A 25,279-nucleotide genomic window follows, 5' to 3' on the forward strand; every position below is an offset into this window, starting at 1 on the left:
CAGTCTGACGAAAAGCTTTGCTTGGAGCGACCTTAGACTTCGAGTGCGACGCGGCCCAGGACATCGGCCAGCATGACCGCCCAGCGCGCCTGCCCGGCTTCGGTGTCGATCTGGTCCTGCCGGATCTCGACCGTGCAATAAGGAATGCCATTGGCCTCCGCATGGCGGTCCATCGTCGCATTCAGTTCCTTGCCGGAATAGGGCTTGTTGTCGCCGACGTTCAGTCCCTGCTCGCCGAACAGACGAATGGCGTGGCGAGCGGCCCTGTCATCATTGTTGTAGAGCAAGGCGACTTCCCAAGGGCGCTCTTCGTCGCTGGTATCGAGGCTCGGGGTGAAGCTGTGCAGCGCCACGAGCATGCGCGGCTTTACACGATCGATCAGCTTGCCCAGTTCGAAGTGGTACGGCCGATGGAACAGGTTCAGGCGAGCCTCGACATCCGCGCCAATATTGCCGGGAATCAGGCGACCATCGCTCTCGGTCGGCACGACCGAGGGATCGTCTTCGCGCCGGTGGAAGTCGCATACGAGGCGACTGACGCATGCGATGTGTGCGGGAATGCCATGACGGCGTGCGAGACGGTCGGCGATACCCTCGACACCGATATCGACCGCGATGTGCTGCTCCATGAGCTTGGGATCGATGCCAAGCTCTATGCCATCAGGTACGTAGTTCGAGGCATGGTCCGCCACGCAAAGCAGGCCACCGGGCCTCGGATCGTCCGCACCGACCTGTCGGTACGGCAAATTGTCGATCATCATCTAAGTTTTCCCCTCAACTGCCACCAATCCGGCTGGGCGGCGGCGATGCGCGCGGAAGCTTCATCACGCGCGGAACTGCTCTCGTAGAGCGCAAAACATGTCGCGCCTGAACCCGACATACGGGCGAGAAACGGCTGGGTTCCGCGCAATGACGTCAGTACGTCCGCGATCTGGGGGCAAATCGTTACTGCCGGAACCTCAAGGTCGTTACGGCCTTTATGCGCGATCTCGCGCACGTTCCCTTGCGGGAGTGGTCCTCGATCTTCGCCATCCCAAGCCTTGAAAACCGGGCCGGTGGCGAGCGGGATGCGCGGGTTGACCAGAAGGACAGGCGTGCCCGCGAGACTATCGTCGGCCACCTCAAGTTCGGTGCCGGTACCGAGGCCGATCGAGGTCCTGCTTTCTACGCAGGCAGGAACGTCGGCGCCCAGCGATGTCGCACGTTCGTGCCAGTCGTCGGGCAAGCCGAAACGATCGCGGATGATGCGAAAAACCGCTCCGGCGTCGGCAGAGCCTCCGCCCAGCCCTGCGGAGACCGGCAGGTTCTTCTCGAGCGTGATCGCGAGACCTTCCGGTCGCGAAAGCTTGCCAAGCGCTGCCATCACCAGATTGTCGAACGGATCGTCGAGCGCGGACGCAAACTCGCCGACGGTCTCGAGCCGATCCTCGGCCGCCGTGCGTGCAGTCAGCACGTCGCCCTTGTCGACGAAGGCGAACAATGTCTCCAGCTCATGATAGCCGTCCTCGCGCCGCCTGCGGACATGCAGCGCGAGGTTGATCTTGGCATAGGCTGTTTCGGTTACCGCCACCCGGACGGATCACATGTTCGGATAGTTCGGCCCGCCGCCGCCTTCGGGCGTGGTCCATTCGATATTCTGGTTCGGATCCTTGATGTCGCAGGTCTTGCAGTGGACGCAGTTCTGCGAGTTGATCTGGAACTTCGGCTCGCCCGTATCCTCGTCGACCAGCCATTCGTAGACGCCAGCTGGGCAATAGCGGGTCGAGGGACCGCCATAGACCTCGAGCTCGCTCTCACGCTGGAGCTCGCGGTCGAGCACCTTTAAGTGAACCGGTTGGTCCTCGGCGTGGTTGGTGTAGCTGAAGCTGACATTGGTCAGACGATCGAAGCTGATCTTGCCATCCGGCTTGGGATAGTTGATCGGCTTGTACAGGTCCGCGCGGCCGAGCTGCTCGTGGTCGCGGTGGTGCCTCATCGTGATCGGAAGGCCGATCTTGAGAGTGCGCATCCACATGTCGATCCCGGCAAGAACAGTGCCGAGGTCTTCGCCGTACTTGGCGACCGCAGGCTGCGCGTTCTTCACCTTCTGGAGTTCGGTTGCGATCCAGCTCGAACGCACCGCGCTGTCGTACTCCATGAGTTCAGTGTGCTCATTGCCGGCGGCAATCGCATCGGCGATGCTTTCGGCGGCCAGCATGCCGCTCTTCATGGCGGTATGAGTGCCCTTGATGCGCGGCACATTCACGAAACCCGCCGAACAGCCGATCAGCGCGCCGCCGGGGAATGCAAGCTTGGGTACGCTCTGCCAGCCGCCCTCGTTGATCACGCGCGCACCGTAAGCGACGCGCTTGCCACCCTCGAGAAGCGAAGCGATCTCGGGGTGGTGCTTCCAACGCTGGAATTCCTGGTACGGCGAGACGTGCGGGTTCTTATAGTCGAGAGCCGTAACGAAGCCGAGAGCGACCTGGCCGTTCGCCTGGTGATAGATGAAGCCGCCGCCCCAAGTACCGCTTTCGCTGAGCGGCCAGCCCTGCGTGTGGATGACGGTGCCCTGCTCGTATTTCTCGGGCGCGACGTCCCAGAGTTCCTTGATGCCGAGGCCATAAACCTGCGGCTGGCAATCGGCCTCGAGGTCGTACTTGGCCTTCATCTTCTTGGTGAGATTCCCGCGAGCACCCTCGGCGAAGAGGGTGTACTTGGCGTGGATTTCCATGCCCGGCTGGTAATCGCCTTTCTGCGAGCCATCCTCGGCAATACCCATGTCCTGCGTCACGACGCCCGTGACGGCGCCTGCATCGTTGAACAGCACTTCCGCTGCAGGGAAGCCAGGGAATACCATCACGCCCAGCCCCTCGGCCTGTTCGGCCAGCCAGCGACAGGTGTTGCCGAGCGATGCGGTGTAGTTGCCGTCGTTCGACATGAACGGCGGGAGCAGGAATTCGGGAAGGTCCGACTTGCCGCCTTGGGAAAGCACCCAGTGGTGGTTCTCTTTCACCGGAGTCTCTGCGAGCGGGCAGTCCATGTTCCGCCAGTCGGGGAAAAGCTCGTTCATCGCCTTGGGATCGACGACCGCGCCCGAGAGGATGTGCGCGCCGATTTCGCTGCCTTTCTCGAGCACCACGACTTCGAGGTCCTCGTTGATCTGTTTCAACCGGATGGCAGCCGAAAGGCCGGCAGGACCGCCGCCGATAATGACGACGTCGCAGGGCATCGATTCGCGTTCGCTCATGTCTCTCTCTTTTCGTCGCGTAAACGTTGCGAATGCCTTGATTGCTGGGCGGTTTGAGGTCAAGACCTGTGACGGACGGAAAATGATCGCAGCAACGCCGGAATCCCGCGAAATATCGCCCGCTGAAGCGCTCGAAGCAGCGCTTGACTGGTGGCGTGAAGCGGGCGTCGACAGCGACTATGATGACGAAACCGTCAGCTGGCTGGCCGAGCCCGAAGAAGAGCAGGCCGTAGCGTCGCCCAAACCGAAGAAACCGCCCGAGGAACCGCAGCAAAGCCCGCTCGAGCGCGCCTTCGAGAGCACGAACCCCACCGCTTTAATCGGAGGCCTCCCCGAGGCTTTGCCCGACACGCTGGAAAAATTTCGCGAATGGTGGATGAGCGAGGAAACCCTGTCTTCGTCGGGACCGGATCGCCGCCTACCGCCGCGCGGTGTCGAAGGCGCCAAGCTCATGGTGATCCTGCCACATCCCATGAAAAGCGATACCGATGCTCTGCTTTCGGGCGCACCGGGCAAGTTCACCTACGCGCTTCTCAAGGCAATGGGCATCGAACCCCACGAGGCATATCTGGCCAGTGCGCTGCCTGCGCCTCTCTCATTGCCGGACTGGACGGAGTGGGCCACTCGCGGCCTTGGTGAGGTGACACGGCGACACGTGGCTCTGGCGAAACCGCACAGGGTGATCTCCTTCGATCGCAGCCTTGCCCCGCTTTTCGGCGTCCAGCCCAAGATGGCTCGCGAGCCTGCGGTGATTGAGGCGGGTGACAGGAACCTACCCCTGCTGCTGGCTCCCACCCTAGACGAACTCGCGCGCTCGGCCGACCGCCGCCGCAATTTCTGGAATCGCTGGCTGGAATGGACCGCATGAAGACTTCCCGCTTGATGCTGCTGGCAGCATGCCTCGGCCTTCCTCTCGCCGCTCCGGCAAAAGCCCAGGAAAGCAGTATCAGCCACTTCTCGCGCGACCATGCGAATGCGCTGCCGCGTCTGCTCTCGACCGATGACCGGTTCTATTATGCCTCCCTGTTCGAAGCCATCGAAGCGGAGAACTGGGACCGTGTTGAGGTCGTGCTCGGGCAGCGCGAGGATGGTCCGCTCCACGCGGCAGCGCTCGCGGCCTATTACCTCGACCCCAAGAGCCCCCGGATCGAACTGGCGAAGATCGAGGAGTGGCTGCGCCGCTACGCCGGTAGCGCTCGCACCGAAGATATCGTGCGTCTCGGCCAGACCCGCGGCCTCTCGTGGGAACCAGAGATGCCGCGGGCGCGGACACTGGTGCGACAGCCAGGGATCACGCGGCGAACGCGCCCTGCAGCGATAAACGACGGCACGCTGTCGGATGACGTGCGTTCGGCCATCCTCGAGCGCATCCGGGAAGACGACCCGGATGGAGCGCGGCTGCTTCTCGACGGTGTAGATGCCTCGCTTTCGCGCGAAGCCCGCGCCGAATGGCGACAGCGTGTCGCCTGGAGCTATTACATCGAGAACCGCGATGCCGAGGCATACGCCATGGCCCAGCTGGTTTCCCAAGGCTCCGGCCCCTGGGTCGCCGAGGGTGACTGGGTGGCAGGGCTTGCCGCCTGGCGGATCGGCGATTGCGCGCGGGCTGCCGACTATTTCGCCTCCAGCGCACGCGGCGCAGAAAATGTCGAACTCCGGACGGCCGCGCATTACTGGGCAGCTCGCAGCCTCATTCGCTGCCGCCAGCCTCAGGGCGTCGACGACCACTTACGGAGCGCCGCGCGCTACGACGAAACGCTTTACGGGATGATCGCGAGCGAGCAGCTCGGGAGGGACCTGCCGCGCGACCATGTAGCGGCGGATTTCAGTGGAGCGGATTGGAACCGGCTTTCCGGCAAGAGCGCAGTTCGCGAAGCGGTCATGCTCGCCGAGGTGAACCGGCGCGACCTCGCCGACGAAGCGCTTCGCTGGCAAGTCCGCTACGGCGACCCGGACGACTTCGCCGCACTGGCGCGGCTTGCACGCGCGCTCGGAGTGACGGGCGCACAGACCTTCATGGCCTATAACGCTCCTCGCGGAGAGCGTTCGCCTGCGAACCTGCGGTGGCCGGTTGCCTATCACGCGCCGCAGGACGGCTGGCGGATCGACCCCGCCCTCGCCTTTGCCCATGCGCTGCAGGAATCGAATTTCCGCGAGCGTGTCGTCAGCCCTGCAAACGCGATCGGTCTGATGCAGATCCGTCCGATCACCGCACGTGAATATGCTGCCTCGATCAACATGAGTGCCGGGGCTGATCTCAAGGACCCTCGCACCAACCTGTCCTTCGGGCAGCGCACGCTCGAAGCGCTGGCGCAGGCCAGCTACACGCGGGGAACGCTTCCCAAGGTCATGGCCGCGTACAACGCCGGTCCCTCGCCGGTCGCGCGCTGGAACAGCGAGATCAACGACCAGGGCGATCCGCTACTCTGGATGGAATCGATCCCCTACTGGGAAACCCGCGGATACGTGGCGATCGTGATGCGCAACTATTGGATGTACCTGCGCCAGGCCGACGCTCCGGCGCCGAGCCGCACCGACCTTGCCGAAAACGACTGGCCGCAATTTCCACGAACCCGTTGAGAGGTAACGAATGGCTATCGACGAAAGCCTGACCTTCAAGCCGGTCAATATCGCGCTGCTCACGATCTCCGACACGCGCAAGGCGAGCGAGGATACCTCGGGGGACATCCTGGCCGGACGGATCGAGGGTGCCGGGCACGCGCTCGCCGCCCGCGAGATCAGCCACGACGACAAGAATGAGATTGCGGCCCATCTCCATCGCTGGATCGACGACGAACTGATCGACGCGGTCATCACCACCGGCGGCACAGGCCTCACTGGCCGGGATGTGACCCCGGAGGCGCTCGACCGGGTGAAGGACAAGGACATTCCCGGTTTCGGCGAGCTTTTCCGATGGATCAGCTACGAGACGATCGGCGTCAGCACGATCCAGAGCCGCGCCTGCGCTGTGATTGCCCGCGGGACGTACATATTCGCGCTGCCCGGCTCGAACGGTGCAGTGAAAGACGGCTGGGACAAGATCCTCGCAAGCCAGCTCGACAGCCGCCATCGGCCCTGCAATTTCGTCGACCTGATGCCGCGCCTGCGCGAACGCTAGAAGCGCTTTACCCCCGCCGCATCGAGCGCTGCCGCGAGAAGGCGGAAGTCATCACCTATCGCCTGCTTGGGAATGGGATTGAAGTAAGCCTCGGTCTGGTGGAGCAGGATCATCCGCTCGGTCTCGGACCATGCATAGAGCTCGTGGAAGGGAATCCGCGCGTGGCCGCGCTGATTGGTGAAGGTTATCGATTCCGCGTCGAATTCGAGCTCGTTCTCATCGCGTAGAGCCGCGCTCTGCCTGAACTGCCTGCGCATGATGCGTGGTGCGATCAGGTACGGGATCAGCCAGATCAGCGGGATACCAACCCCGATCACAATCAAGGTGGACACTTTCAGCGCATCGTCCTCGTACAGATCGAGAGCGACGAGCAGGACCGCGAGCACGAGCACCGCGATGAAGAGGTAGCGCATCGGTCGCTGGAATACCCGACGCTGGAAGTAGTGGCGTCCGGCGACGGCGAGATCGCCCTCTTCGACGCGGTAGGTGTAAGGGCCATGCTTGGTCATCCTCCGCTTTGTTGACCATGGCTGCGCACCGCACAAGCCTGCATTGGATTTTCGCTGGACCGGCGCCATTGTTCTCCATATGTTCCACTCATGGAGAAAAGCATTGAGTCGCCTGTCAGCGGACGGGGTGCGCAGTCGCGCGTAGTCCCGACACGCTTCGGCCTTGCCACGCGCGAGGCCGATGGTGACTGGCGCGATCATATGGAGGCGCTGGACGGTCCGCCGGTAAAGCTGCGCACCCACGTGACCGAGGAGAACCCGAAAACGATCCTCAGCTTCAACCAGTCGCCGGACATATTCTTCGACCGCTCGATCAACGCTTATCGCGGGTGCGAGCATGGCTGCGTCTATTGCTTCGCGCGCCCTACCCACTCCTATCACGACCTCTCGCCGGGGCTCGATTTCGAGACGCAATTGTTCGCCAAGCCCAACGCGGCGGAACTGCTGCGCGCGACGCTCGCGAAGCCGAAGTATCGCCCCAAACCGATCGCGATGGGGACCAACACCGATCCATACCAGCCCATCGAGCGAGATTACCGCATCACGCGGGCGGTGCTGGAAGTGTGCCTCGATGCGCGTCATCCAGTGACGATCACCACCAAGTCCGATCGCGTGCTCGACGATCTCGACCTGCTTGCCGAGATGGCAGAGCGGCGGCTGGTGGCGGTGGCGATCTCGGTCACCAGCCTCGACCCGAAGTTGTCAGGCAAGCTCGAACCGCGCGCAGCATCACCTGCCAAGCGACTCGGAGCGCTGGAGAAACTGGTCGCAGCGGCCGTGCCTAGCCATTGCTCGGTCGCACCGGTGATCCCCGCCATCACCGACGAGTTCATGGAAGAGATCGTGCAGCGCGCCGCCGCCATCGGGGTCGACAGCGTGGGCTGGATCCCGCTGCGCCTTCCGCACGAAGTCGCCCCGCTGTTCCGCGAATGGCTCTCGGTCCACTACCCCGAGCGCGGCGACAAGGTAATGAGCATCGTCCAGTCGATCCGCAACGGCAAGGACAACGACCCCAAATTCTTCTCGCGCCTCAAGCCGACCGGCGTCTGGGCCGACCTCTTCCGTGCGAGGTTTCGTTTGGCCTGCAAACGGGCAGGACTGGGTAAGGCGAAGTTTGAGCTGGATTGCACGCATTTCAGGCCGCCCGCGGTGGGCGGGCAGTTGCGGCTTCTGTAGTAGGTTGCTCAACGGCGAATGCATGATAGCAGGCAAGGGATGAATCCCACGTTTTCTGCTCTAACCGATCAACTTCCGCCATTGCTTCACGAATTGAAGGGGTGCCAACCACAGGTTGGTCTGCCACTGAGAAAATTGGTGCTGCCAGCTCGTGCGGTTTACCTTTTCAGCAAAGGTGAGAAGCATCTCTACGTCGGCAGAACAAACAGACTTAGAGCGCGAGATCAAGGAGCATCTAAAGGGCAGGAACAATGATTCCCCGTTTGCCTTCAAGATGGCTCGCCATGAGACCGGGTTCTTCAAGGGTAAGGGCCAACCCACGAGAAAAGAGTTGGAGCATCATCCTGAATTCTCGAAGGCGTTCGCTCTCGCAAAAGATGACCTCGCCACGATGGAGTGGCGATATGTTGCAATCAACGACCCGAATTTGCAGTGCCTTTTCGAAATCTATGCGACAATCAGCTTGGGTGCTCGCTTCAACGACTTCGAAAATCACTAGCTGAGGTCAAAACCCCTCTCCCGCAGCGCCCGGCTTGAACCGCACCAGCCTGCTGTCGACCAGCGCTGCCGTCCGATTGACTACTGCCTTCTGGTAATCCAGATCCTTGATCATCTCGAAGAACGCGCCCGAGTTCGGATATTGCGCCACGAAGCCATCGTGCCAGCGCATCGCTTCCGGTCCCGTCACCACGGTCTGGAAAGCGCCGCGCCAGACGATCTCGCCGCCCACGCGGCGGAAGATCGGGCCGCTGGTCTTGCCGTATTCCTCGTAGGCGCGGCGGCCGCTCCAGCCTTTGCCTGCGTGCTCGTGCCCCTCGGGATACTCGGCCTCCTCGCGGTAGAGCAGGAGGTTGAGCATCTGAATCGGCTCGTCGCGCGGCAGGTCCTTGAATGCCTGGAAATTGGCGGGGCTCGGGTCGATATAGCTGTCGGTCACGGCTCTCTCCTCAGACTTCGATTTCACGATAGGTGCCGGGTGCAATGCCGTCCACGCTCCAATCGCCGATGCGCCAGCGGATGAGGCGCAGCGTGGGCAGGCCCACGGCGGCAGTCATGCGGCGGACCTGGCGGTTGCGGCCCTCGGTGATCTCGAGCACAATCCAGCTGTCGGGCACGCTCTTGCGATAACGCACGGGCGGATCGCGATCCCAGACCGGTGGCGGATCGATGCGTTTCGCGCGGGCAGGACGGGTCATGCCGTCCTTGAGCTCGACGCCGTGCGCGAGCTTTTCGAGCGCCTCGTCCCCCGCCTCTCCCTCGACCTGCACGAGGTAGGTCTTCGCCATTTTGTACCGCGGTTCGGCAATGCGCGACTGCAGCCGGCCATCGTCGGTCAGCAGCAACAGCCCTTCGCTATCCTTGTCGAGGCGGCCTGCCGGATAGACCCCCGGCACATCGACGAGATGCGCCAGAGTGTCCTCCACCCCTTCCTTGCCCCCGGTGAACTGCGAAAGCACACCGAAGGGCTTGTTGAGCAGGATCAGCCGGCTCACGCCTCAAGCTTGTAGTCGGCGAACCGGTCGCGCAGGTCCTTCTTGCTGATCTTGCCGGTGGCGGTGTGCGGGATGTCGTCGACGAATTCCACCGCATCGGGAAGCCACCACTTGGCGACCTTGTCGGACAGGAAGTTGGTCACCTCCTCGGCGCTGACATCCTGACCTTCCTTCTTCACCACGAAGAGCACCGGGCGCTCGTCCCACTTGGGGTGCGACATGCCGATGCATGCAGCCTCAGCAACCGCAGGGTGTCCCACGGCCGCGTTCTCGAGTTCGACCGAAGAAATCCACTCGCCGCCCGACTTGATCACGTCCTTGGTGCGGTCGGTCAGCTGCAGCGTGCCATCGGGATGCAGCATGCCGACGTCGCCGGTGTCGAACCAGCCATCTTCGGTGACCGCATCTTCCTCGGCCTTGAAATAGCGCTTCACCACCCACGGCCCGCGGATCTGCAGCGCGCCTGAGGTTTCGCCATCGCGCGGCAGCACCTTGGTCGGATCGTCGAGGTCGATCGTGCGCAATTCCACGCCGAATATCGGGCGGCCCTGCTTCATCGTCTTGGTGACCTTCTCATCGAAGCTGAGCTGGTCCCAGTCATGCGTCGGGCCGCCGACCGTGCCGATCGGCGAGGTTTCGGTCATGCCCCATGCGTGCTGGACGCGGGTGCCGTTCTTCATCAAGCGCTCGATCATGAACCTGGGCGCAGCCGAACCGCCAATGGTGGCGGCCTTGAGCGGCGGCAGGTCGATGCCTTCGGCGTCGCAATACTGGAAGTGTGCGAGCCAGACGGTCGGCACGCCAGCGCTGTCGGTGACGCCTTCTTTCAGCATCATTTCGTGCAGCACCGCCGGATCGTTCACCGCACTGAACACGAATTTGATGCCCGCCATGGCCCCTGCATAGGGAAGTCCCCAGCTCGCCGCGTGGAACATCGGCACGACCGGCAGCATCACCGAGGATGCGCTGAAGTTGAACGTCGAGGGCTGCAGCCCCGAGATCGCATGCAGGACCGTGCTGCGATGCTCGTACTGGACGCCCTTCGGATTGCCGGTGGTGCCGCTGGTGTAGCAGATCATGCAGGGGTCGCGCTCATCGCCTTCGACCCATTCGAAATCGCCGTCTTCCGCACCGATCCAGTCCTCGAACGAGGTCGTGTGCTCGCCGCTGTCGAAGCAGATGTAGTGTTCGACGTGCGGCCAGCGGTCACGCATCTTGTCGACGATGGGCTGGAACATCGCGTCGTAGATCACCACACGGTCGTCCGCGTGATTGACGATGTATTCGAGCTGGTCCTCGAACAGGCGCGGGTTCACCGTGTGAAGCACGCCGCCCATGCCTGCCACGCCATACCAGCTGACGAGGTGGCGCGAATGGTTCATCGCGATGCTGGCGACCTTGTCGCCAGGCTTGAGACCGAGCTTCTGCAGCGCCTGCGCCATCTTCAGCGCATCGCGGCGGATGCCCTGCCAATTGGTCCGGGTTTCGGTCCCATCCGCCCAGCGGGTGACGATCTCCCGATCTCCTGCTTCACGTGCCGCGTGGTCGATCACATGCGTCACACGCATGGTCCAGTCCTGCATCGCTCCGAGCATTTAAGCCTCTCTCCTTGCCTCTTGCGCCTCTCCCGGCGCTTGTCGGTCAGGCGACGAGGCGAAGGTGCGAGCCGCCGCGCCGCTTGTCGAGCTGCACCTTGGCAAGGCCGGGCACGCTTGCCAAGCGTTCTGCGAGCTCGCCATCGAGCGCAAACCCGCGGCCCAAGCGCATCACCGGCTCGTGGTCGCCGCCGATCCGTAGCGTCACCATGACCTCGTCCTTGCCATTTCCGGCGTCAGACAATTCACGGCTCAATGCTTCGACCGCCGCGACATCGATGATCTCGAGCGTGAGGATCATCGGCGTCGAGCCCTTCACGTCCGCGAGCGGAGTGCCGCCGCGCACGGTGATGCGTGGCGGCTCGTCCGGGCTCGGCGAATCGAGTTCGACCTGCAGCAGGACGCAGGTCTGCTCCTCGGCCCACTTCATGAACCGCTCCACCATGCCCTCTTCGAAACAAGCGGCGCTGAATTGGCCGGTCGCATCGGAAAAATCGGCGCGGATGAAGGGCTTGCCGCGGCGCGTGGTGCCCTTGTTCACCTTCTCGACCATGGCGGCCATCACCGCATTGGAGCGGCCGCCCGCAGGTGCACCGCCTGCCATCAGCGAAGCGTAGGTGCGCGCGCCATTGGCGGAGGCGATATCCTTCCACGCGGCGACCGGATGGGCGGAGAAATAGAAACCAAAATTCTCGCGCTCCCGCGCCATGCGCTCGGCGCGCGGCCAATCCTCGACCTCGCGCAGTCGCAGCGTTTCGCCAGGCGCGTCGTCTCCGCCGAACATGCTCGCTTGCCCACTGGTGCGTTCGCGGTCCGCCGCATCGGCCACGGCCAGCAGCATGTCGGCATTCTCGAACACCTTGGCGCGATTAGGCTCGAGCGCGTCGAGCCCGCCTGCACATGCAAGTGCCTCGAGCTGCCGTGAGTTCATCGAGCCCTTGGGAATGCGCTCAAACAGGTCCTGCAGGCTGTCGAACTGCCCCGAAACCTCACGCTCGGCGACGATGGCTTCCATCGCCTTCTCGCCGACGTTGCGGATGCCTGCGAGCGCATAGCGAACCGCATAGCCATCGTCGGTTTGTTCGACGGTGAACTCGGCCTCTGACTTGTTGATGCAGGGCGGTTCTACAGCGATACCCTGCCGCCGCGCATCGTCGACGAAGATCGTCAGCTTCTCCGACTGGTGCATGTCGAAGCACATCGATGCGGCGAAGAACTCTTCGGGATAATGCGCCTTCATCCACGCGGTCTGGTACGCCAGAAGCGCGTAGGCGGCGGCGTGCGACTTGTTGAAGCCGTAGCCTGCGAACTTGTCGATCAAGTCGAACAGCTCGTTCGCTTTGGCCTTCTCGATACCGCTTATTTCCTTGCACCCGGTCACGAAACGTTCGCGCTGGATGTCCATTTCCGCTTGGACCTTCTTGCCCATGGCGCGGCGCAGCAAGTCTGCATCGCCGAGCGAGTATCCGGCGAGGATCTGCGCGGCCTGCATGACCTGTTCCTGGTAGACGAAGATGCCGTATGTCTCGGACAGGATGCCTTCGAGCTTCTCGTGCGGATACTCGATGGGAACTTCGCCGGCCTTGCGCTTCCCGAAGAGCGGGATGTTGTCCATCGGGCCTGGACGATAGAGCGAGACGAGCGCGATGATGTCGCCGAAATTGGTCGGCTTCACCGCGGTAAGCGTGCGCCGCATGCCTTCCGATTCCAGCTGGAACACGCCGACCGTGTTACCCGCCTTCATCAGCTCGTAGACCGCCGGATCGTCCAGCTCGAGCTGCGAGAGATCGATCTCGATATCGCGCTTCTTGAGCAGGTCGGTCGCCTTCTTGAGAACCGACAGCGTCTTCAATCCGAGGAAGTCGAACTTGACGAGACCGCTGCTCTCGACATTTTTCATGTCGTACTGCGTCACCGGCATGTCCGAACGCGGATCGCGGTAGAGCGGCACGAGCTGGGCAAGCGGACGGTCGCCGATCACCACGCCCGCCGCGTGGGTCGAGCTGTTGCGCGGGAATCCTTCCAATTGCATCGCGAGGTCGATCAGGCGTTTGACCTCGTTGTCATTGTCGTATTCGGCCTTGAAATCGGCGGCCCCGTTGAGCGCACGCGGGAGCGTCCAGGGATCGGTCGGATGGTTCGGCACCATCTTGCAGATGCGGTCGACATGGCCGTAGCTCATCTGGAGGATGCGGCCGGTATCACGCAGCACCGCGCGCGCCTTCAGCTTACCGAAGGTGATGATCTGCGCGACGTGGTCATGGCCGTATTTCTGCTGGACGTAACGGATCACCTCACCGCGGCGGGTTTCGCAGAAGTCGATGTCGAAGTCGGGCATCGAGACGCGTTCCGGGTTGAGGAAGCGTTCGAACAGCAGGCCCAGCTTGATCGGATCGAGGTCGGTAATCGTCAGCGCCCACGCAACGAGGCTGCCCGCACCCGAACCACGACCTGGCCCCACGGGAATGTCCTGCTCCTTCGCCCATTTGATGAAGTCGGCGACGATCAGGAAGTAGCCGGGAAAGCCCATCTGGTTGATGATGCCAACCTCGTAATCCAGCCGGTCTACATAGACCTGGAGTTCCTCGTCCGACATCTCGCCATAGGGCTCGAGGCGCTTCGCCAAGCCCTTGCGCGCGTCCTCTTCCAGCATCCGCGCCTCGCCCTCGAGGTCGCCGGCAAGGCTGGGCAGAATCGGTTCGCGATAGGGCGGCGCGTAGGCGCAGCGCTGCGCGATCACGAGCGTGTTGGCAGTGGCCTCGGGCAGGTCGTCGAAGGCCTCTTCCATCATGTGGGCGGTCTTGACGTAGGCCTCTGGGTTCGACTTTGCGCGCTCCTCCGCGTCGACATGCGTCGAATTGGCAATACACAGCATGGCGTCATGCGCCTTGTACATATGCGGTTCGGCGAAGTTCGCAGGGTTCGTCGCGACAAGTGGCAGGTCACGTTCGTAGGCGAGGTCGATCAACGCGCTTTCCGCCGCTTCCTCGGGCGGGTTGCCGCGCCGCGCGAGTTCCACATAGAGCCGCCCGGGAAACAGAGCCTCGAGCTTGTCGAGCATGGCCATGGCGTGGCTCGTCTGGCCCTCCGCCAGCAGCCGCGTCACCCCGCCCTCGCTCGCGCCGGTCAGCGCGATCAGGCCGTCGGTGCGGCCTTCGAGGTCTTCCATACGGATATGCGGTTCGAACTCGAGCGGACGATCGAGATGCGCCTTCGAGACGAGATGGCAGAGATTGTCGTAGCCCGCTTCGTCCTGCGCGTAGAGCGGCAGGTAGTCGACCGTGCGGCCTTCCTCGTCGCGCGCCACCCCGAGCAAAGTACCGGTAATCGGCTGGATGCCCTCCGCCTTGCAGGCATTGGCGAACATGACCGCGCCATAGAGCCCGTTGCGGTCTGCCATGGCTATCGCGGGAAAGCCGCGTTCCTTCGCCAGCTTGGCCATCGCCTTCGGATCGATCGCTCCTTCGAGCATCGAATAGGCGGAGAGCACGCGCAGGGGTACGAAGGGCTTGTAGGGCATCCCCGCAAGGTAGGATTTTGCGCGCCGATCTCAAAGGGCGGGCGGGCGGTTATTCTCCACCGCTTGTGGAGAAATCAGTCCTCCGGCGGAGCAGCGATCTTCTTGCGGGTGTCGCGGATCGTCGACCACGCTCCGTAAACGATGAGAGCGGCGAGAAAGACCCACACCCAGACCGGAATATTCTCGCCCACAATGGCGAGGTAGAGATAGGCCGAAACGAAGAAGAAACCCGCAAGCATCGTCGGTACGACGGTCGATTGCCCCGCCCTCGCCCGCTTCACAAGCCAGGCGATGGAAGCGAGGAAGAACGGGATCGCGCCCACGTAAATGCCCCCGAAAATGTAGGGGTTCACGCCGTATTGGGCGCCGAGAGAGAGAAACCAGGTGTTGAGTTCGGCAAGCATGGCTGTGTGTTCGCTGTGAGTCCCGGATCGGTTACAGGAGCTTTTCGATATCCTTGGCGATGGTAGCTGGAGCGTCGGCAGGGCCATAACGCTTCACCACGTTGCCTTCGCGGTCGATGAGGAACTTGGTGAAGTTCCACTTGATCGATTTGGACCCCATCAGGCCCGGCGCCTCTGCCTTCATCCAGTCGAAGAGGGGGCTGACATTGTCCCCGTTCACCTCGACCTTCTGCATCAGCGGAAAGGTGAGGCCGAAATTGACCTTGCAGAACTGCTCGATCTCGCCCGCATCGCCGGGTTCCTGGTTACCGAACTGGTTGCAGGGAAACGCCATGACCTCGAAGCCCTGCTCCTTGTAGTCCTGAAACAACTTCTCCAGCCCGTCATACTGCGGCGTGAAACCGCACTTGCTTGCAGTGTTCACGACCAGCAGGACCTTGCCGAGTTTCTCTTTCAGGTCGAGATCGTCGCCCTTGTTCGTGGCAACGGTGAAATCGGCGATGGTGGTCATTCGGCTGCGTCCTTGCGGCGATAGATGAGGTCGAAATAGTTCGCCCAGCTCAGACCCCGGTCCTTGCTGGCCTCGCCGTGTTGGCGCACGCTACCATCATCGCGCAAGCTATAAGTCATTCGGACCAGCAAAGGCGTTCCATCCTGCGCCTTTCCCCATTGGCCGGTGAGGATCATCCTGCCCTCCACCGCGCCGCCATCGAAGAAGACGCGGCCGGGCTGCCCACCGACCCACAGCTGGTGCCAGCCCTCTGTCCCGGGATCATAGGCGCTGAGGCTCGTCCCGCTGCGCCCTTGAAGCGGCATCCACGTCTCCCGGATTGCGCAACCGGCGCTGACTTTCTCGATCCTGCTGTCAGCCACCTTGTCGGGAGAGCCTTCTGCGTTCGGGTAGACGTCCCACTCTCCGACCCAGAAATCGAAAGCCTCGAAGTCCTCTCCCTCGCATGAGGGCGGCGCTGGCGGCGCGGCGGGCGCCTCGGTAACGGTGGCCTGGGCAAAAATCAGGGCGATGGATGCAAGTGACATGAAAAATCCTCCCGCTCCTTGCCTAAACCGGGTGCGGGAGGATCGCCAATTTCAATCTGCTGAGTGGCTATTGCAACCTACGAGCGGGGGAAATCGTCTCGCTTGGAGAGCTCTTCCACCTCCGACGCGTGGTATTCACGGTCGCCCAGCTTTTCGATGTAGTAATCCTTCCGCTCGTGCTCGGGCATCAGCATCATGTGCGTGACGAGATCGGCGAAAGTCCCGCTTCTCAGGGCCTGCGCACCTTCGAGCACGCCGTCCCCATGCCCCACGCGATGAAGCGAGGCGCGGTCATCCCACTCGATGCCGGGACGATGTGCTTCGGGGCCTCTGAAAGTACTCGGATGGTCGGTCATGCAAAAATCCTCCTTTGCATCACCAACGTATGAAGCCCGCGCCGGGTCCTTATTCGAGGACACCCTCATGCAGGCGCACGACCCGGTCCATTCGCGAAGCGAGCCGCTCGTTGTGCGTAGCGATCAGTGCAGCGCTTCCCTCGCCCCGAACGAGCGCTAGAAATTGCTCAAGCACACGGTCTGAGGTGGCCTCGTCGAGGTTGCCCGTCGGTTCGTCTGCAAGGACAAGGTCCGGGCGGTTGGCCAGTCCGCGCGCCACGGCAACGCGCTGCTGTTCACCGCCCGAAAGCTGGCTGGGCCGGTGATCGAGCCTGTGTCCGAGGCCGAGGGCAGTCAGCAGCTCTTCGGCCCGCGCCTCTGCATCCTTCCGGTCAACGCCAGCCACGAGCTGGGGAAGTACGACATTCTCGCGCGCGTCGAAATCGGGCAGCAGGTGGTGGAACTGGTAGACGAAACCCAAGTGATCGCGGCGCAGGCTGGTCCGTGCATTCGCATCGCTCTTTTCCGCCGAATGGCCCGCAATCACGATCTCGCCGCCGAAACCACCTTCGAGGAGACCGACAGCCTGCAACAGGGTCGACTTGCCCGAGCCTGAAGGCCCGAGAAGCGCCACGATCTCTCCCGGCATGATGTCGAGATCCACGCCGCGCAGAACGTCGATGCGCACGCCGCCCTGCTCGAAGCTGCGAGTAAGGCCGCGAAGTTCGACCACGGGACGCATGTTGGCGTTACTCATAGCGAAGCACCTGCACGGGGTCGGTACTGGCAGCCTTGAGCGCCGGATAAAGCGTCGCGAGGAAGCTCATCACGAGGGCAAGGCCGACGATCATCGCGATCTCGACCGGATCGGCCTTGGCGGGGATAGTGCTCAGGAAGCGAACCTGCGGGTCCCACAGCTCGGCTCCGGTCAGCCAGCCAATAGCGGCAACGATCTGTTCGCGGAAACCGAGGACCAGCGCACCGAGGATCAATCCGGCGATAGTGCCGAGCGCGCCGACCGTGAAACCGGTCGTCACGAAAATCTTGGTCAGGCTGCGCCGCGTCGCGCCCATCGTACGCATGATTGCGATGTCCCTAGTCTTCGCACGAACGAGCATCACGAGGCTCGAAAGAATGTTAAATGCCGCCACCAGAACCATGAAACTCAACGCGAATGCCATTGCCGCACGCTCGACCTCGAGCGCTTCGAACAAGGTGGCGTTGATGGTCTTCCAGTCACGGACTACCGCCCTGCCTGCCAAGCTCTGCTGGACCGGCGCGAGAATGTCCTCGACTTCGTCCGGATCGGTTACCTTCACCTCTATCATGCCGATCGTGTCGCCGGTCAGAAGGAGCGTTTGCGCATCCTGCATCGGCATAACGACGAATGCACCGTCATAATCGTAGACTCCGACCTCGAAGATCGCCGAGACCTCGTAGCCGACCTGGCGCGGCACAGTACCGAATGGCGTCGAGCGCCCCTGCGGGTTGATGATGGTGATCGTGTCACCCACCCGTGCACCGATATTTTCCGCCAGTCTCACGCCGATGGCGACCTTGCTCGCACCGGGCTGGAGCAGGTCCATGTTGCCGGCGACGGTCTTCTCGGAAAGGCCGCGGATGTCCTGCATGGTGTTGCCCCGCAGCAGGATCGCCTCGACGCGGCCGTTGAAAGTGGTGAGTAGCGGCTGCTCGATCAGCGGGGAAGCCTCGACCACGCCCGGCGTCTGCTTGACCTCCTGAAGGACGTTCTCCCAATCGTCGAGCCGACCGCCATAGGCCTGCACGATGGCATGGCCGTTGAGGCCCACGATCTTGTCGAGCAGCTCGGCTCTAAAGCCGTTCATGACGCTCATAACGATGACTAGCATCGCGACCGAAAGCATGACGACGGTTATGGAAATGCCCGCGACTAGCGCGATGAACGCCTCGCTCCTGCCCGGGAGCAAGTAGCGTTTGGCGATCGTCCGTTCGAATGGAGAAAGAAGCAAGGCGGCCCCAGAATAGAGGTGATCGGGTGTGGTCGTCCGTTGCCTTGGGCGTTTAGGCACAGTTTCGTGGCCGCGCAATGAACGTGCGCGAAATCTCCCCCGCGATCCGCCTCACAAGCCTTGTAATCCTGCCGTAACATCGCCATTGGGGCGGCATCCGGATGGCAGCGCGGGCTACACCATGAATTGCACCCACCCCTTCCTCGACGCGGATGGCGACAAGCTACGCGAAGAGTGCGGCGTTTTTGGCGTAATCAACGCGACAGACGCCTCTGCGGCGACCGCGCTCGGCCTGCACGCGCTGCAGCACCGAGGACAGGAAGCCGCCGGCATCATCGCCTGGGACGGCGCAGAATTTCGCGCCCGCCGCGGTCTTGGCCACGTTGCGGAGAATTTCTCTTCCTCCGAAGCGATTGCCGAATTGCCCGGCCATATGGCTGCGGGACATGTCCGTTATTCGACGACCGGCGGCGCTGGTCTTCGTAACGTGCAGCCGCTCTATGCCGACCTCGCCAGCGGCGGTTTCGCCGTGGCGCACAACGGCAATATCTCGAACGCCGGCGTGCTGCGCGAAGAGCTCGTCCAGCGCGGCGCCATCTTCCAGTCGACTTCCGACACCGAGGTGATCATCCACCTCGTAGCGACGAGCCGCTACCCCACCATCGTCGACCGCCTGATCGACGCATTGCGCCTGCTCGAAGGTGCCTATGCGCTGATCGTGATGACGCCCGAGGGCATGATCGCCTGCCGCGACCCGCTGGGCATCCGTCCGCTGGTCATGGGCAAGATCGGCGATGCGACGGCGTTCGCCAGCGAGAGCGTGGCTTTCGACGTCGTTGGCGCCGAAATGGTCCGCGAAGTCGAGCCGGGCGAGCTGATCCGTGTCGACTTCGACGGCAATGTCGATTCGCTGCATCCCTTCGGCAACCACAGCCCGCGCCCCTGCATCTTCGAGCACGTCTATTTCAGTCGTCCCGACAGCTTCTTTGCCGGCCGCAGCGTGTACGAAGCGCGCAAATCCATCGGCGTGGAACTAGCCCGCGAGAACCCGGTCGAGGCCGACCTCGTCGTGCCGGTCCCCGACAGCGGCGTACCCGCAGCCATTGGCTACGCGCAGGAAGCAGGCATTCCGTTCGAACTCGGCATCATTCGTTCGCACTATGTCGGACGCACATTCATCCAGCCGTCCGACGGCGCGCGCCATGCTGGCGTCAAGCGCAAGCACAACGCCAACCGCAGCCTGGTGGAAGGCAAGCGCATCGTCCTGATCGACGATTCGATCGTGCGCGGCACCACCTCGATGCAGATCGTCGAGATGATGCGCGATGCGGGCGCCAAGGAAGTGCACTTTCGCGTCGCCAGCCCGCCAACGGCACACAGCTGCTTCTACGGTGTCGACACGCCTGAGCGTAGCAAGCTGCTCGCCGCGCGCATGGACATCGAACCGATGCGCGAATTCATCAAGGCGGACAGCCTCGCCTTCGTCTCGATCGACGGCCTTTATCGCGCTGTCGGAGAGAAACCACGCGTGAAGTCGTGCCCGCAGTTCTGCGATGCCTGCTTCACCGGTGATTACCCCACCTCGCTGACCGATCTTTCGCGCCGCGAGGACAAGCAGAAGCAGCTCGCCCTGCCCGTCGACAAGGTCGCCTGAAATGACGAAACCGCTTGAAGGAAAGCTCGTGCTCGTCACGGGTGCCAGCAAGGGCATCGGTGCTGCAGCCGCAGTGGCCATGGCCGAAGCCGGAGCGCATGTCGTGCTCACCGCGCGCGATGTCCGCTCGCTCGAATCTGTCGAGGATCGTATCCACGAGGCAGGAGGCGCGTCGACTATCGCCCCCGTCGATCTTGCGGAAAGCGACGGAATCGCTCGCCTCGCTTCGGCAATCGCTGGCCGCTGGGACAAGCTCGATGCTCTGGTTATCAGCGCTGCCTACCTTCCCACGCTCAGCCCAGTCACCCAGATCGACGGCAAGCAGTTCAGCCAGGCCGTGACGATCAACCTGCTCGCCACCCAGGCCCTGCTTTCGAATTTCGATCCACTCCTGAAACGCGCCGATGCAGGTCGTGTTCTCGGCCTTACCAGCAGCGTAGGTAAAGACCCCAAGGCGTATTGGTCGGCATATGGTGCTACCAAGGCGGCGTTCGACAACATGCTCGAAAGCTATGCGCAGGAAGTCGAGAAGATCGGCAACGTGCGTGTCGCTATCGTCGATCCCGGCGCAACGCGCACCGACATGCGCGCAAAGGCCTATCCCGGAGAGGATCCGGAAACGGTCAAGCCCCCCGAAGCTGTGGCACAGCGACTGGTAGAGCTCTTGGTTAACGACTTCCCGACCGGCCACCGAGAGCGGGTCGAAAAGTAAGTTAACCTTCGCCGGTGACCATTCCTTAATCTCGAACCGCGACATTCGCCCGATATCGCGCGCACGTCTTCCACGTGGCGGGATCGTTGGATCGGATCAGGGCAGAAGGTCTCGAGATATGAATTACCAGACGCAAGACCGCTACTTGATGGCGGCACAGGAAGATCGTTGCGCACCGCGGACCAAACTCACGATTCCGGGGCAATTGCGCGCCAGCGGCGGACGCGCCTTCCAGACCGTAGTCCACGATCTTTCGATCTCGGGCTTCTCGGCTGCCGCGATCAACCGCATGCATGAAGGCCAGATGTGCTGGCTCACCCTTCCCGGCCTCGAATCGCTCCAGGCGCAGGTCGTGTGGTGGGAAAACTGCATGGTTGGTTGTGCATTCAGCGAGCTGCTTTCGCCGATCGTGCACGACAACATCCTCGCCCGCTACAGCGGCGAAGATACCTACCGTCCCTACTGATCTCGCAAGACAGGCGACGACACCGACAGCTTTGGCGGCGGCCTGAAGGGCCTGGCCTGAACCTCGTCCGGATGGCTCGTCGTCGGTGGCCGTGCGCCCCAGTGGCCTCGGCCACCACTTGTATTGGGGACAGGCCTACTCCCCTTCTGCAGCGATCATCCCGACGATTTCACGGAACTTCGCCCGGTTCTCCAAGCTCGTGGCAGTCGGCCAGTTGCTGACGACCGCAACAACGAGATCGGCATCGGGCACGATAGTGATCGCCTGTCCGAAGATGCCCTGCGCCCCGTACTGCTCGCCAGGATAGGCCCACCACTGATAGCCGTAGCCGAAGCCGGGCGCACGCGGCCCGAAATCGACCTGCGCATCGCCGGCAGCATCGAACCATCCTGAAGGCACCACGCCCTCGCCACCCTCGAGCACGAACTGCCCGAAACGCGCATAGTCCGACAGCGTCAGCGACAGGCAGCATCCGCCGATATTCCCGCCGGTGAGGTCCTGCATCCAGAACAGCGAGCCTTCGAAACCCGCCGGGAAGACAATCTTCTTGGCCGCGTATTCGGCGAGCGACATGCCGGTCGCCTCCTCGACGATCAAACCGAGCAAATTGGTCTCGAGCGTCTTGTAGACCCACTTTTCGCCCGCGGGAGCCTCGCGCTGGAGCGTACGGGCATAGGTCACGGCCTGCGATTCTCCAGCGACCGGTGTCACCGCGAGCATTCGCGCAACATCGCTCGCCGGGTCGGTGTAGTCCTCGTTCCACGCGACGCCCGATGTCATGGTCGCGATCTGGCCGACGGTAACGCCGTCGTAAGCCGTGCCGGACAGCGCGGGAATGATATCGGTCACCGGGGTATCGAGGCTTTCGATCGAACCGTCTTCGATGGCTGCGCCGAGGAGAGTCGATGTGAAGCTCTTCGCGACCGAGAAGCTGGTCCAGCGATCTTCCGCGCCGAGACCCAAGCCGTATTCCTCGAACTCGACTTCGCCACCGCGCAGGACCATCAGGCCCGACACCGAGGTGTCACGCATGAAGCCCCGGATCGCGTTCACCGTTTCGCTCGAAAGCGCGTTCTGACTCCGCGGCAGGCTGCGGGCCGCAGATCGCGGCGTTACTTCCAGACCAGGAAAGAGCGATTCCATGTCACGGAATGCTGCGGAACGGCGCTCATCGCTCCAGAATAGGATCGAGTCCGAAGGATCCATGCTCGCCATCTGTTCGGGCATGACCTGCGAGACAGCCGGCATCTGTGCAGGGGAGGTGGCCGCCTGCATGTCCTCGGTAGCCGCTGCCCCGCACCCGGCGAGCGCCAATGCCGCTGCTCCGATAAGCCAGTTTTTCATGCCCTCTCTCCCTCTTTAACCAGCGTGACCTGGTGGACGTCGATCCCGCCGCCGCGGAATCCGCCTTCGCAATACATCAGATAATAGCGCCACAAGTCGCAAAAGCGTTTGTCGAAACCGACCGGTAGATCGTCATTCGCCGCCGCCAGATCGAACCGTTCGCGCCACAAGCGAAGGGTTTCGGCATAGTCGAGGCCGAAATCGTGCTGGTCCTGCCATGTCATCCCGCGCTCTTCCGCGAGACGGCGGAACTCGCTCGTGCGGATCAGCAGCCCGCCAGGGAAGATGTAAGCCTGGATGAAGTCGGCGCTCTTGGCATAGTCGTCGAAGAGCTCGTCGCGGATCGAGATATACTGGATCGCGGCGCGCCCACCCGGTTTCAGGTTTCGCGCAATGCAGTCCATGAAGGTCGGCCAATATTCGCGGCCCAGCGCCTCGACCATTTCCACGCTGACGATGGCGTCATAGCTGCCTGCGGTATCGCGATAGTCCTGCTTGCGGAAATCGATCGCGGTCGACTGGTGCTGGCGCGCCCACGCCAATTGCTCGTCCGACAGGCTAATCGCGGTGACATGGCTTCCCCTGCCCGCGAGATAGCCGGCGAGCGCTCCCCAGCCGCAACCGATTTCGAGGACGCTTTCAGGCTCGCCGATGCGCTCGCCCAAGGCGGCCCATTTGCGCTTCTGCGCTGCTTCCAGCCGATCCTCCACGACATCGAGCGCAGAGGAATAGCTCATCGTCGGATCGAGCCATGCGCGGTAGAAATCGTTGCCGAGGTCGTAATGCGCGGAGATGTTCTTCTGCGCGCCTGCATGCGTGTTGCGGTTGACGAGATGCGCCAGCTTCAGTGCGTGGCGAAAGGGTCCCTTGGCCCGCGCCGTGTCTCCCAGGCGCTCGGCATGCTGCATGAAGAGGGCAAAGAGCGGCACCGGATCGGGGCTCCACCATTCCCCCGCTTCCCAACCCTGGTAGAGGCCAACCGAGCCATTGGTCGCGATGCGGATCAGCGCGCGGTAGCTGCGCAGTTCGAAATGGCATTCGAAACCGGGCGCGCGGCCACCAAGGGTGCGCTTGGTACCGTCCGGAAGTGTCCCGTGAATTGTTCCGCTGGCAAGTCCCTCGTCGATGCGGGAGAGCATCTTCTCGACACCCGGCGCGATCAGCCGCGCGAACAGACCCGGCTTTCTCGCAAATGCCTTCGAACCCTCGATAAGGTCGCGTCCGCGTTGAGAGGTCTGCATGTCCATGACCGGCGCTATGCCGCGCAGGAACTGAGACGACAAGTCCGCTACGACTTGCTGGCCTTGTATGCCTCCAACGCGCGTTCGCGCGCTTCCTTATGGGCGATGATCTTCACCGGATAGTCTCCGCGCTTCGAGTCCGGCGGATCGTGAATTTCGCTGTCGGACAGGTCTGCGAGTTCCGGCACGTATTCGCGGATATAGCCAGCCGCGTCGAACTTCTCGCTCTGCGTCAGCGGCGCCATGATGCGAACGAACATGTTGCTGTCGACGCCGGTGCCCGAAATCCACTGCCAGTTCACGCCGTTGTTGCCGTAGTCGGCGTCGACCAGCGTGTCCCAATACCATTGCTCGCCGAAGCGCCAGTCGATCAGCAGGTGTTTCACGAGGAAGCTGGCGCAGATCATCCGCACGCGATTGTGCATCCATCCGGTCTGCCAGAGCTGCCGCATCCCTGCATCGACCACCGGATATCCGGTCATGCCCTTCTGCCAGCATTCCAGGTCCTCTTGGATGAGGTGACCGGCATTGGGGTTCCGCCACAAGGTGCGCTCGTCATAGTCGCGGTAGCTCTCGCGCGGGTAGTCGGGAAACTGGTCGATCACGTTCTGGGCATAGTCGCGCCAGATGATCTCCTTTGCATAGGTCTTCCATCCGTCGGAGCGCTTGTCCTTGAGCTTGTGCCAGACCTGCGCCGGGCTGATTTCCCCCCAGTGGAGATGTGGCGACAGGCGCGAGGTGATATCCTCGGATGGAAAGTTGCGACCCTCGTCGTATTCGGCGACCTGGTCGGTCCACCACTCGAGCCGCTCATGCGCGGCAGCCTCGCCGAAGTCCCAGTACTCACGGATGCCCCCTGCCCAGTCCGGCTGGGTCGGAAGAAGGTCCCAATCCCCGAGTTCGTCGCTTTCGGGCCAGCTGCCGGGCGAGGAGATCATCTCCGGCTCGTCCAGCACGTCGCGTGGAGGCATGCGTTCGAGCATCGCCTTCGAGAATGGCGTGTAGATCTTGTACGGATCGCCCGAGCCGGTCGTTACCGAACCGGGCGGCAGCAAGTAATTGCCGTCATAAAGGCAGAGCTCGCGCTCATCACCCAATGCATCGCGAACCTCGTCCTCGGCTTCCTTCCACCAGGGCTCGTAGTGCCGCGTCGCATGGATGCAGCTCGCACCGACCTCATCGGCGATCGCCGCGAGGATCTGCGGTGCATCGCCCTTCCTGAGCACAATCCTCGAATTGCGGCTACCGAAGCTCTTGCCAAGGCTCTCGAGCGAATAGTGGAGCCATACCAGAGATGCCCCGCCATAGGCGTGGTCGCCCGCACGATCCTGGTCGAGGACAAATATGCAAATGACAGGCCCGGCCTTCGCGGCGGCATGGAGGGCGGGCTGGTCGGCCATGCGGAGGTCGCGCCGCAGCCAGACGATTTGGGGAGAACTCATGCGGCTCTAACC

Annotated in this window: 24 protein-coding genes; 7 read left to right on the forward strand and 17 right to left on the reverse strand. The window is 62.7% G+C overall.

All coding sequences use genetic code 11. The features are described 5' to 3' along the window. Positions 1-32 precede the first annotated feature (32 nt). Genes ACZ1G8_RS00130 through ACZ1G8_RS00140 form a run of 3 tightly spaced genes read right to left on the reverse strand, consistent with a single transcriptional unit; the run spans position 33 to position 3,229 of the window. Positions 33-758, reverse strand: a complete 726-nt coding sequence (locus ACZ1G8_RS00130; protein WP_472681265.1) for an N-formylglutamate amidohydrolase — start codon at positions 756-758, stop codon at positions 33-35. After that, positions 758-1,570, reverse strand: coding sequence for a 4-(cytidine 5'-diphospho)-2-C-methyl-D-erythritol kinase (locus tag ACZ1G8_RS00135; protein WP_472679851.1), 813 nt, complete (start codon positions 1,568-1,570; stop codon positions 758-760). Before ACZ1G8_RS00135 ends, ACZ1G8_RS00130 begins: the two co-directional genes overlap by 1 nt. A 9-nt stretch (positions 1,571-1,579) precedes the next feature. Then, the gene (locus ACZ1G8_RS00140; protein WP_472679852.1) at positions 1,580-3,229 is read right to left on the reverse strand and encodes an electron transfer flavoprotein-ubiquinone oxidoreductase; all 1,650 of its coding nucleotides are present in this window, start codon (positions 3,227-3,229) and stop codon (positions 1,580-1,582) included. Positions 3,230-3,311: 82 nt separating this feature from the next. Between ACZ1G8_RS00140 and ACZ1G8_RS00145 the strand changes: the two genes are divergently transcribed. Genes ACZ1G8_RS00145 through moaB form a run of 3 tightly spaced genes read left to right on the forward strand, consistent with a single transcriptional unit; the run spans position 3,312 to position 6,347 of the window. Next, on the forward strand, positions 3,312-4,097 hold the full coding sequence (locus ACZ1G8_RS00145) for a hypothetical protein (RefSeq protein WP_472679853.1): 786 nt from the start codon (positions 3,312-3,314) through the stop codon (positions 4,095-4,097). Further along, a complete protein-coding gene (locus ACZ1G8_RS00150) occupies positions 4,094-5,809 on the forward strand; it encodes a lytic transglycosylase domain-containing protein (protein WP_472679854.1) in 1,716 nt (571 codons plus the stop codon). Before ACZ1G8_RS00145 ends, ACZ1G8_RS00150 begins: the two co-directional genes overlap by 4 nt. A gap of 10 nt (positions 5,810-5,819) precedes the next feature. Next, entirely contained in the window at positions 5,820-6,347 is a 528-nt protein-coding gene (moaB, locus tag ACZ1G8_RS00155) for a molybdenum cofactor biosynthesis protein B (RefSeq protein WP_472679855.1), read from the forward strand. Here the strand turns inward: moaB and ACZ1G8_RS00160 are convergent. After that, positions 6,344-6,856, reverse strand: coding sequence for a YcxB family protein (locus tag ACZ1G8_RS00160; protein WP_472679856.1), 513 nt, complete (start codon positions 6,854-6,856; stop codon positions 6,344-6,346). The two genes, moaB and ACZ1G8_RS00160, sit on opposite strands and share 4 nt — an antisense overlap. 90 nt (positions 6,857-6,946) lie before the next feature. On the opposite strand from ACZ1G8_RS00160, the gene ACZ1G8_RS00165 reads away from it, so the two are divergent. Then, complete coding sequence (locus ACZ1G8_RS00165) at positions 6,947-8,032, forward strand: PA0069 family radical SAM protein (RefSeq protein ID WP_472679857.1); 1,086 nt, start codon at positions 6,947-6,949, stop codon at positions 8,030-8,032. A gap of 505 nt (positions 8,033-8,537) precedes the next feature. Here ACZ1G8_RS00165 and ACZ1G8_RS00170 read toward each other — a convergent pair. From ACZ1G8_RS00170 to ACZ1G8_RS00215, 10 genes are all read right to left on the reverse strand, one after another. Beyond that, complete coding sequence (locus tag ACZ1G8_RS00170; protein ID WP_472679858.1) at positions 8,538-8,969, reverse strand: DUF1330 domain-containing protein; 432 nt, start codon at positions 8,967-8,969, stop codon at positions 8,538-8,540. 10 nt (positions 8,970-8,979) lie between these two features. Further along, positions 8,980-9,525, reverse strand: coding sequence for a pseudouridine synthase (locus ACZ1G8_RS00175; protein ID WP_472679859.1), 546 nt, complete (start codon positions 9,523-9,525; stop codon positions 8,980-8,982). Then, complete coding sequence (locus ACZ1G8_RS00180) at positions 9,522-11,120, reverse strand: long-chain fatty acid--CoA ligase (RefSeq protein ID WP_472679860.1); 1,599 nt, start codon at positions 11,118-11,120, stop codon at positions 9,522-9,524. The genes ACZ1G8_RS00175 and ACZ1G8_RS00180 overlap by 4 nt, the downstream gene beginning before the upstream one ends. A gap of 46 nt (positions 11,121-11,166) precedes the next feature. Next, complete coding sequence (gene dnaE, locus ACZ1G8_RS00185) at positions 11,167-14,640, reverse strand: DNA polymerase III subunit alpha (protein WP_472679861.1); 3,474 nt, start codon at positions 14,638-14,640, stop codon at positions 11,167-11,169. A gap of 74 nt (positions 14,641-14,714) precedes the next feature. Then, a complete protein-coding gene (locus tag ACZ1G8_RS00190) occupies positions 14,715-15,044 on the reverse strand; it encodes a hypothetical protein (protein WP_472679862.1) in 330 nt (109 codons plus the stop codon). 31 nt (positions 15,045-15,075) lie between these two features. After that, a complete protein-coding gene (locus ACZ1G8_RS00195) occupies positions 15,076-15,555 on the reverse strand; it encodes a glutathione peroxidase (protein ID WP_472679863.1) in 480 nt (159 codons plus the stop codon). Beyond that, on the reverse strand, positions 15,552-16,082 hold the full coding sequence (locus tag ACZ1G8_RS00200; RefSeq protein ID WP_472679864.1) for a hypothetical protein: 531 nt from the start codon (positions 16,080-16,082) through the stop codon (positions 15,552-15,554). The genes ACZ1G8_RS00195 and ACZ1G8_RS00200 overlap by 4 nt, the downstream gene beginning before the upstream one ends. Before the next feature lie 77 nt (positions 16,083-16,159). Further along, complete coding sequence (locus tag ACZ1G8_RS00205) at positions 16,160-16,438, reverse strand: hypothetical protein (RefSeq protein WP_472679865.1); 279 nt, start codon at positions 16,436-16,438, stop codon at positions 16,160-16,162. 49 nt (positions 16,439-16,487) lie between these two features. Further along, a complete protein-coding gene (locus ACZ1G8_RS00210; protein ID WP_472679866.1) occupies positions 16,488-17,174 on the reverse strand; it encodes an ABC transporter ATP-binding protein in 687 nt (228 codons plus the stop codon). After that, positions 17,167-18,408, reverse strand: a complete 1,242-nt coding sequence (locus ACZ1G8_RS00215) for a lipoprotein-releasing ABC transporter permease subunit (protein WP_472679867.1) — start codon at positions 18,406-18,408, stop codon at positions 17,167-17,169. The genes ACZ1G8_RS00210 and ACZ1G8_RS00215 overlap by 8 nt, the downstream gene beginning before the upstream one ends. Positions 18,409-18,589: 181 nt before the next feature. On the opposite strand from ACZ1G8_RS00215, the gene purF reads away from it, so the two are divergent. The 3 genes from purF to ACZ1G8_RS00230 all read left to right on the forward strand — a co-directional run bounded on the left by purF (position 18,590) and on the right by ACZ1G8_RS00230 (position 21,240). Then, positions 18,590-20,062: an amidophosphoribosyltransferase gene (gene purF, locus ACZ1G8_RS00220; protein WP_221428317.1), complete on the forward strand. Its 1,473-nt coding sequence runs from the start codon at positions 18,590-18,592 to the stop codon at positions 20,060-20,062. A gap of 1 nt (position 20,063) precedes the next feature. Continuing rightward, positions 20,064-20,774 carry an SDR family NAD(P)-dependent oxidoreductase gene (locus tag ACZ1G8_RS00225; protein ID WP_472679868.1) on the forward strand — a complete coding sequence of 237 codons (711 nt, stop codon included), beginning with the start codon at positions 20,064-20,066 and terminating at the stop codon, positions 20,772-20,774. Positions 20,775-20,892: 118 nt separating this feature from the next. Then, on the forward strand, positions 20,893-21,240 hold the full coding sequence (locus ACZ1G8_RS00230) for a PilZ domain-containing protein (protein ID WP_472679869.1): 348 nt from the start codon (positions 20,893-20,895) through the stop codon (positions 21,238-21,240). A 135-nt stretch (positions 21,241-21,375) separates the two neighbouring features. Here the strand turns inward: ACZ1G8_RS00230 and ACZ1G8_RS00235 are convergent, their stop codons facing one another. Genes ACZ1G8_RS00235 through ACZ1G8_RS00245 form a run of 3 tightly spaced genes read right to left on the reverse strand, consistent with a single transcriptional unit; the run spans position 21,376 to position 25,267 of the window. Continuing rightward, entirely contained in the window at positions 21,376-22,584 is a 1,209-nt protein-coding gene (locus ACZ1G8_RS00235; protein ID WP_472679870.1) for a serine hydrolase domain-containing protein, read from the reverse strand. After that, on the reverse strand, positions 22,581-23,831 hold the full coding sequence (locus ACZ1G8_RS00240) for a class I SAM-dependent methyltransferase (protein WP_472679871.1): 1,251 nt from the start codon (positions 23,829-23,831) through the stop codon (positions 22,581-22,583). Before ACZ1G8_RS00240 ends, ACZ1G8_RS00235 begins: the two co-directional genes overlap by 4 nt. 41 nt (positions 23,832-23,872) lie before the next feature. Further along, positions 23,873-25,267 (reverse strand): cryptochrome/photolyase family protein, encoded by a 1,395-nt coding sequence (locus tag ACZ1G8_RS00245; protein ID WP_472679872.1) that lies wholly within the window; start codon positions 25,265-25,267, stop codon positions 23,873-23,875. Between the last annotated feature and the right edge of the window lie 12 nt (positions 25,268-25,279).

Source organism: Qipengyuania sp. BR81-2 (genome assembly GCF_055693895.1).

Bases quoted from the DNA above. Each gene is read 5' to 3' on its own strand.
- ACZ1G8_RS00130 (WP_472681265.1), bottom strand. From the start codon at position 758: ATGATCGACAATTTGCCGTACCGACAGGTCGGTGCGGACGATCCGAGG.
- ACZ1G8_RS00140 (WP_472679852.1), bottom strand. From the start codon at position 3,229: ATGAGCGAACGCGAATCGATGCCCTGCGACGTCGTCATTATCGGCGGC.
- ACZ1G8_RS00145 (WP_472679853.1), top strand. From the start codon at position 3,312: ATGATCGCAGCAACGCCGGAATCCCGCGAAATATCGCCCGCTGAAGCG.
- ACZ1G8_RS00150 (WP_472679854.1), top strand. From the start codon at position 4,094: ATGAAGACTTCCCGCTTGATGCTGCTGGCAGCATGCCTCGGCCTTCCT.
- moaB (WP_472679855.1), top strand. From the start codon at position 5,820: ATGGCTATCGACGAAAGCCTGACCTTCAAGCCGGTCAATATCGCGCTG.
- ACZ1G8_RS00160 (WP_472679856.1), bottom strand. From the start codon at position 6,856: ATGACCAAGCATGGCCCTTACACCTACCGCGTCGAAGAGGGCGATCTC.
- ACZ1G8_RS00165 (WP_472679857.1), top strand. From the start codon at position 6,947: ATGGAGAAAAGCATTGAGTCGCCTGTCAGCGGACGGGGTGCGCAGTCG.
- ACZ1G8_RS00180 (WP_472679860.1), bottom strand. From the start codon at position 11,120: ATGCTCGGAGCGATGCAGGACTGGACCATGCGTGTGACGCATGTGATC.
- dnaE (WP_472679861.1), bottom strand. From the start codon at position 14,640: ATGCCCTACAAGCCCTTCGTACCCCTGCGCGTGCTCTCCGCCTATTCG.
- ACZ1G8_RS00190 (WP_472679862.1), bottom strand. From the start codon at position 15,044: ATGCTTGCCGAACTCAACACCTGGTTTCTCTCTCTCGGCGCCCAATAC.
- ACZ1G8_RS00195 (WP_472679863.1), bottom strand. From the start codon at position 15,555: ATGACCACCATCGCCGATTTCACCGTTGCCACGAACAAGGGCGACGAT.
- ACZ1G8_RS00200 (WP_472679864.1), bottom strand. From the start codon at position 16,082: ATGTCACTTGCATCCATCGCCCTGATTTTTGCCCAGGCCACCGTTACC.
- ACZ1G8_RS00205 (WP_472679865.1), bottom strand. From the start codon at position 16,438: ATGACCGACCATCCGAGTACTTTCAGAGGCCCCGAAGCACATCGTCCC.
- ACZ1G8_RS00210 (WP_472679866.1), bottom strand. From the start codon at position 17,174: ATGAGTAACGCCAACATGCGTCCCGTGGTCGAACTTCGCGGCCTTACT.
- purF (WP_221428317.1), top strand. From the start codon at position 18,590: ATGAATTGCACCCACCCCTTCCTCGACGCGGATGGCGACAAGCTACGC.
- ACZ1G8_RS00225 (WP_472679868.1), top strand. From the start codon at position 20,064: ATGACGAAACCGCTTGAAGGAAAGCTCGTGCTCGTCACGGGTGCCAGC.
- ACZ1G8_RS00230 (WP_472679869.1), top strand. From the start codon at position 20,893: ATGAATTACCAGACGCAAGACCGCTACTTGATGGCGGCACAGGAAGAT.
- ACZ1G8_RS00235 (WP_472679870.1), bottom strand. From the start codon at position 22,584: ATGAAAAACTGGCTTATCGGAGCAGCGGCATTGGCGCTCGCCGGGTGC.
- ACZ1G8_RS00240 (WP_472679871.1), bottom strand. From the start codon at position 23,831: ATGGACATGCAGACCTCTCAACGCGGACGCGACCTTATCGAGGGTTCG.
- ACZ1G8_RS00245 (WP_472679872.1), bottom strand. From the start codon at position 25,267: ATGAGTTCTCCCCAAATCGTCTGGCTGCGGCGCGACCTCCGCATGGCC.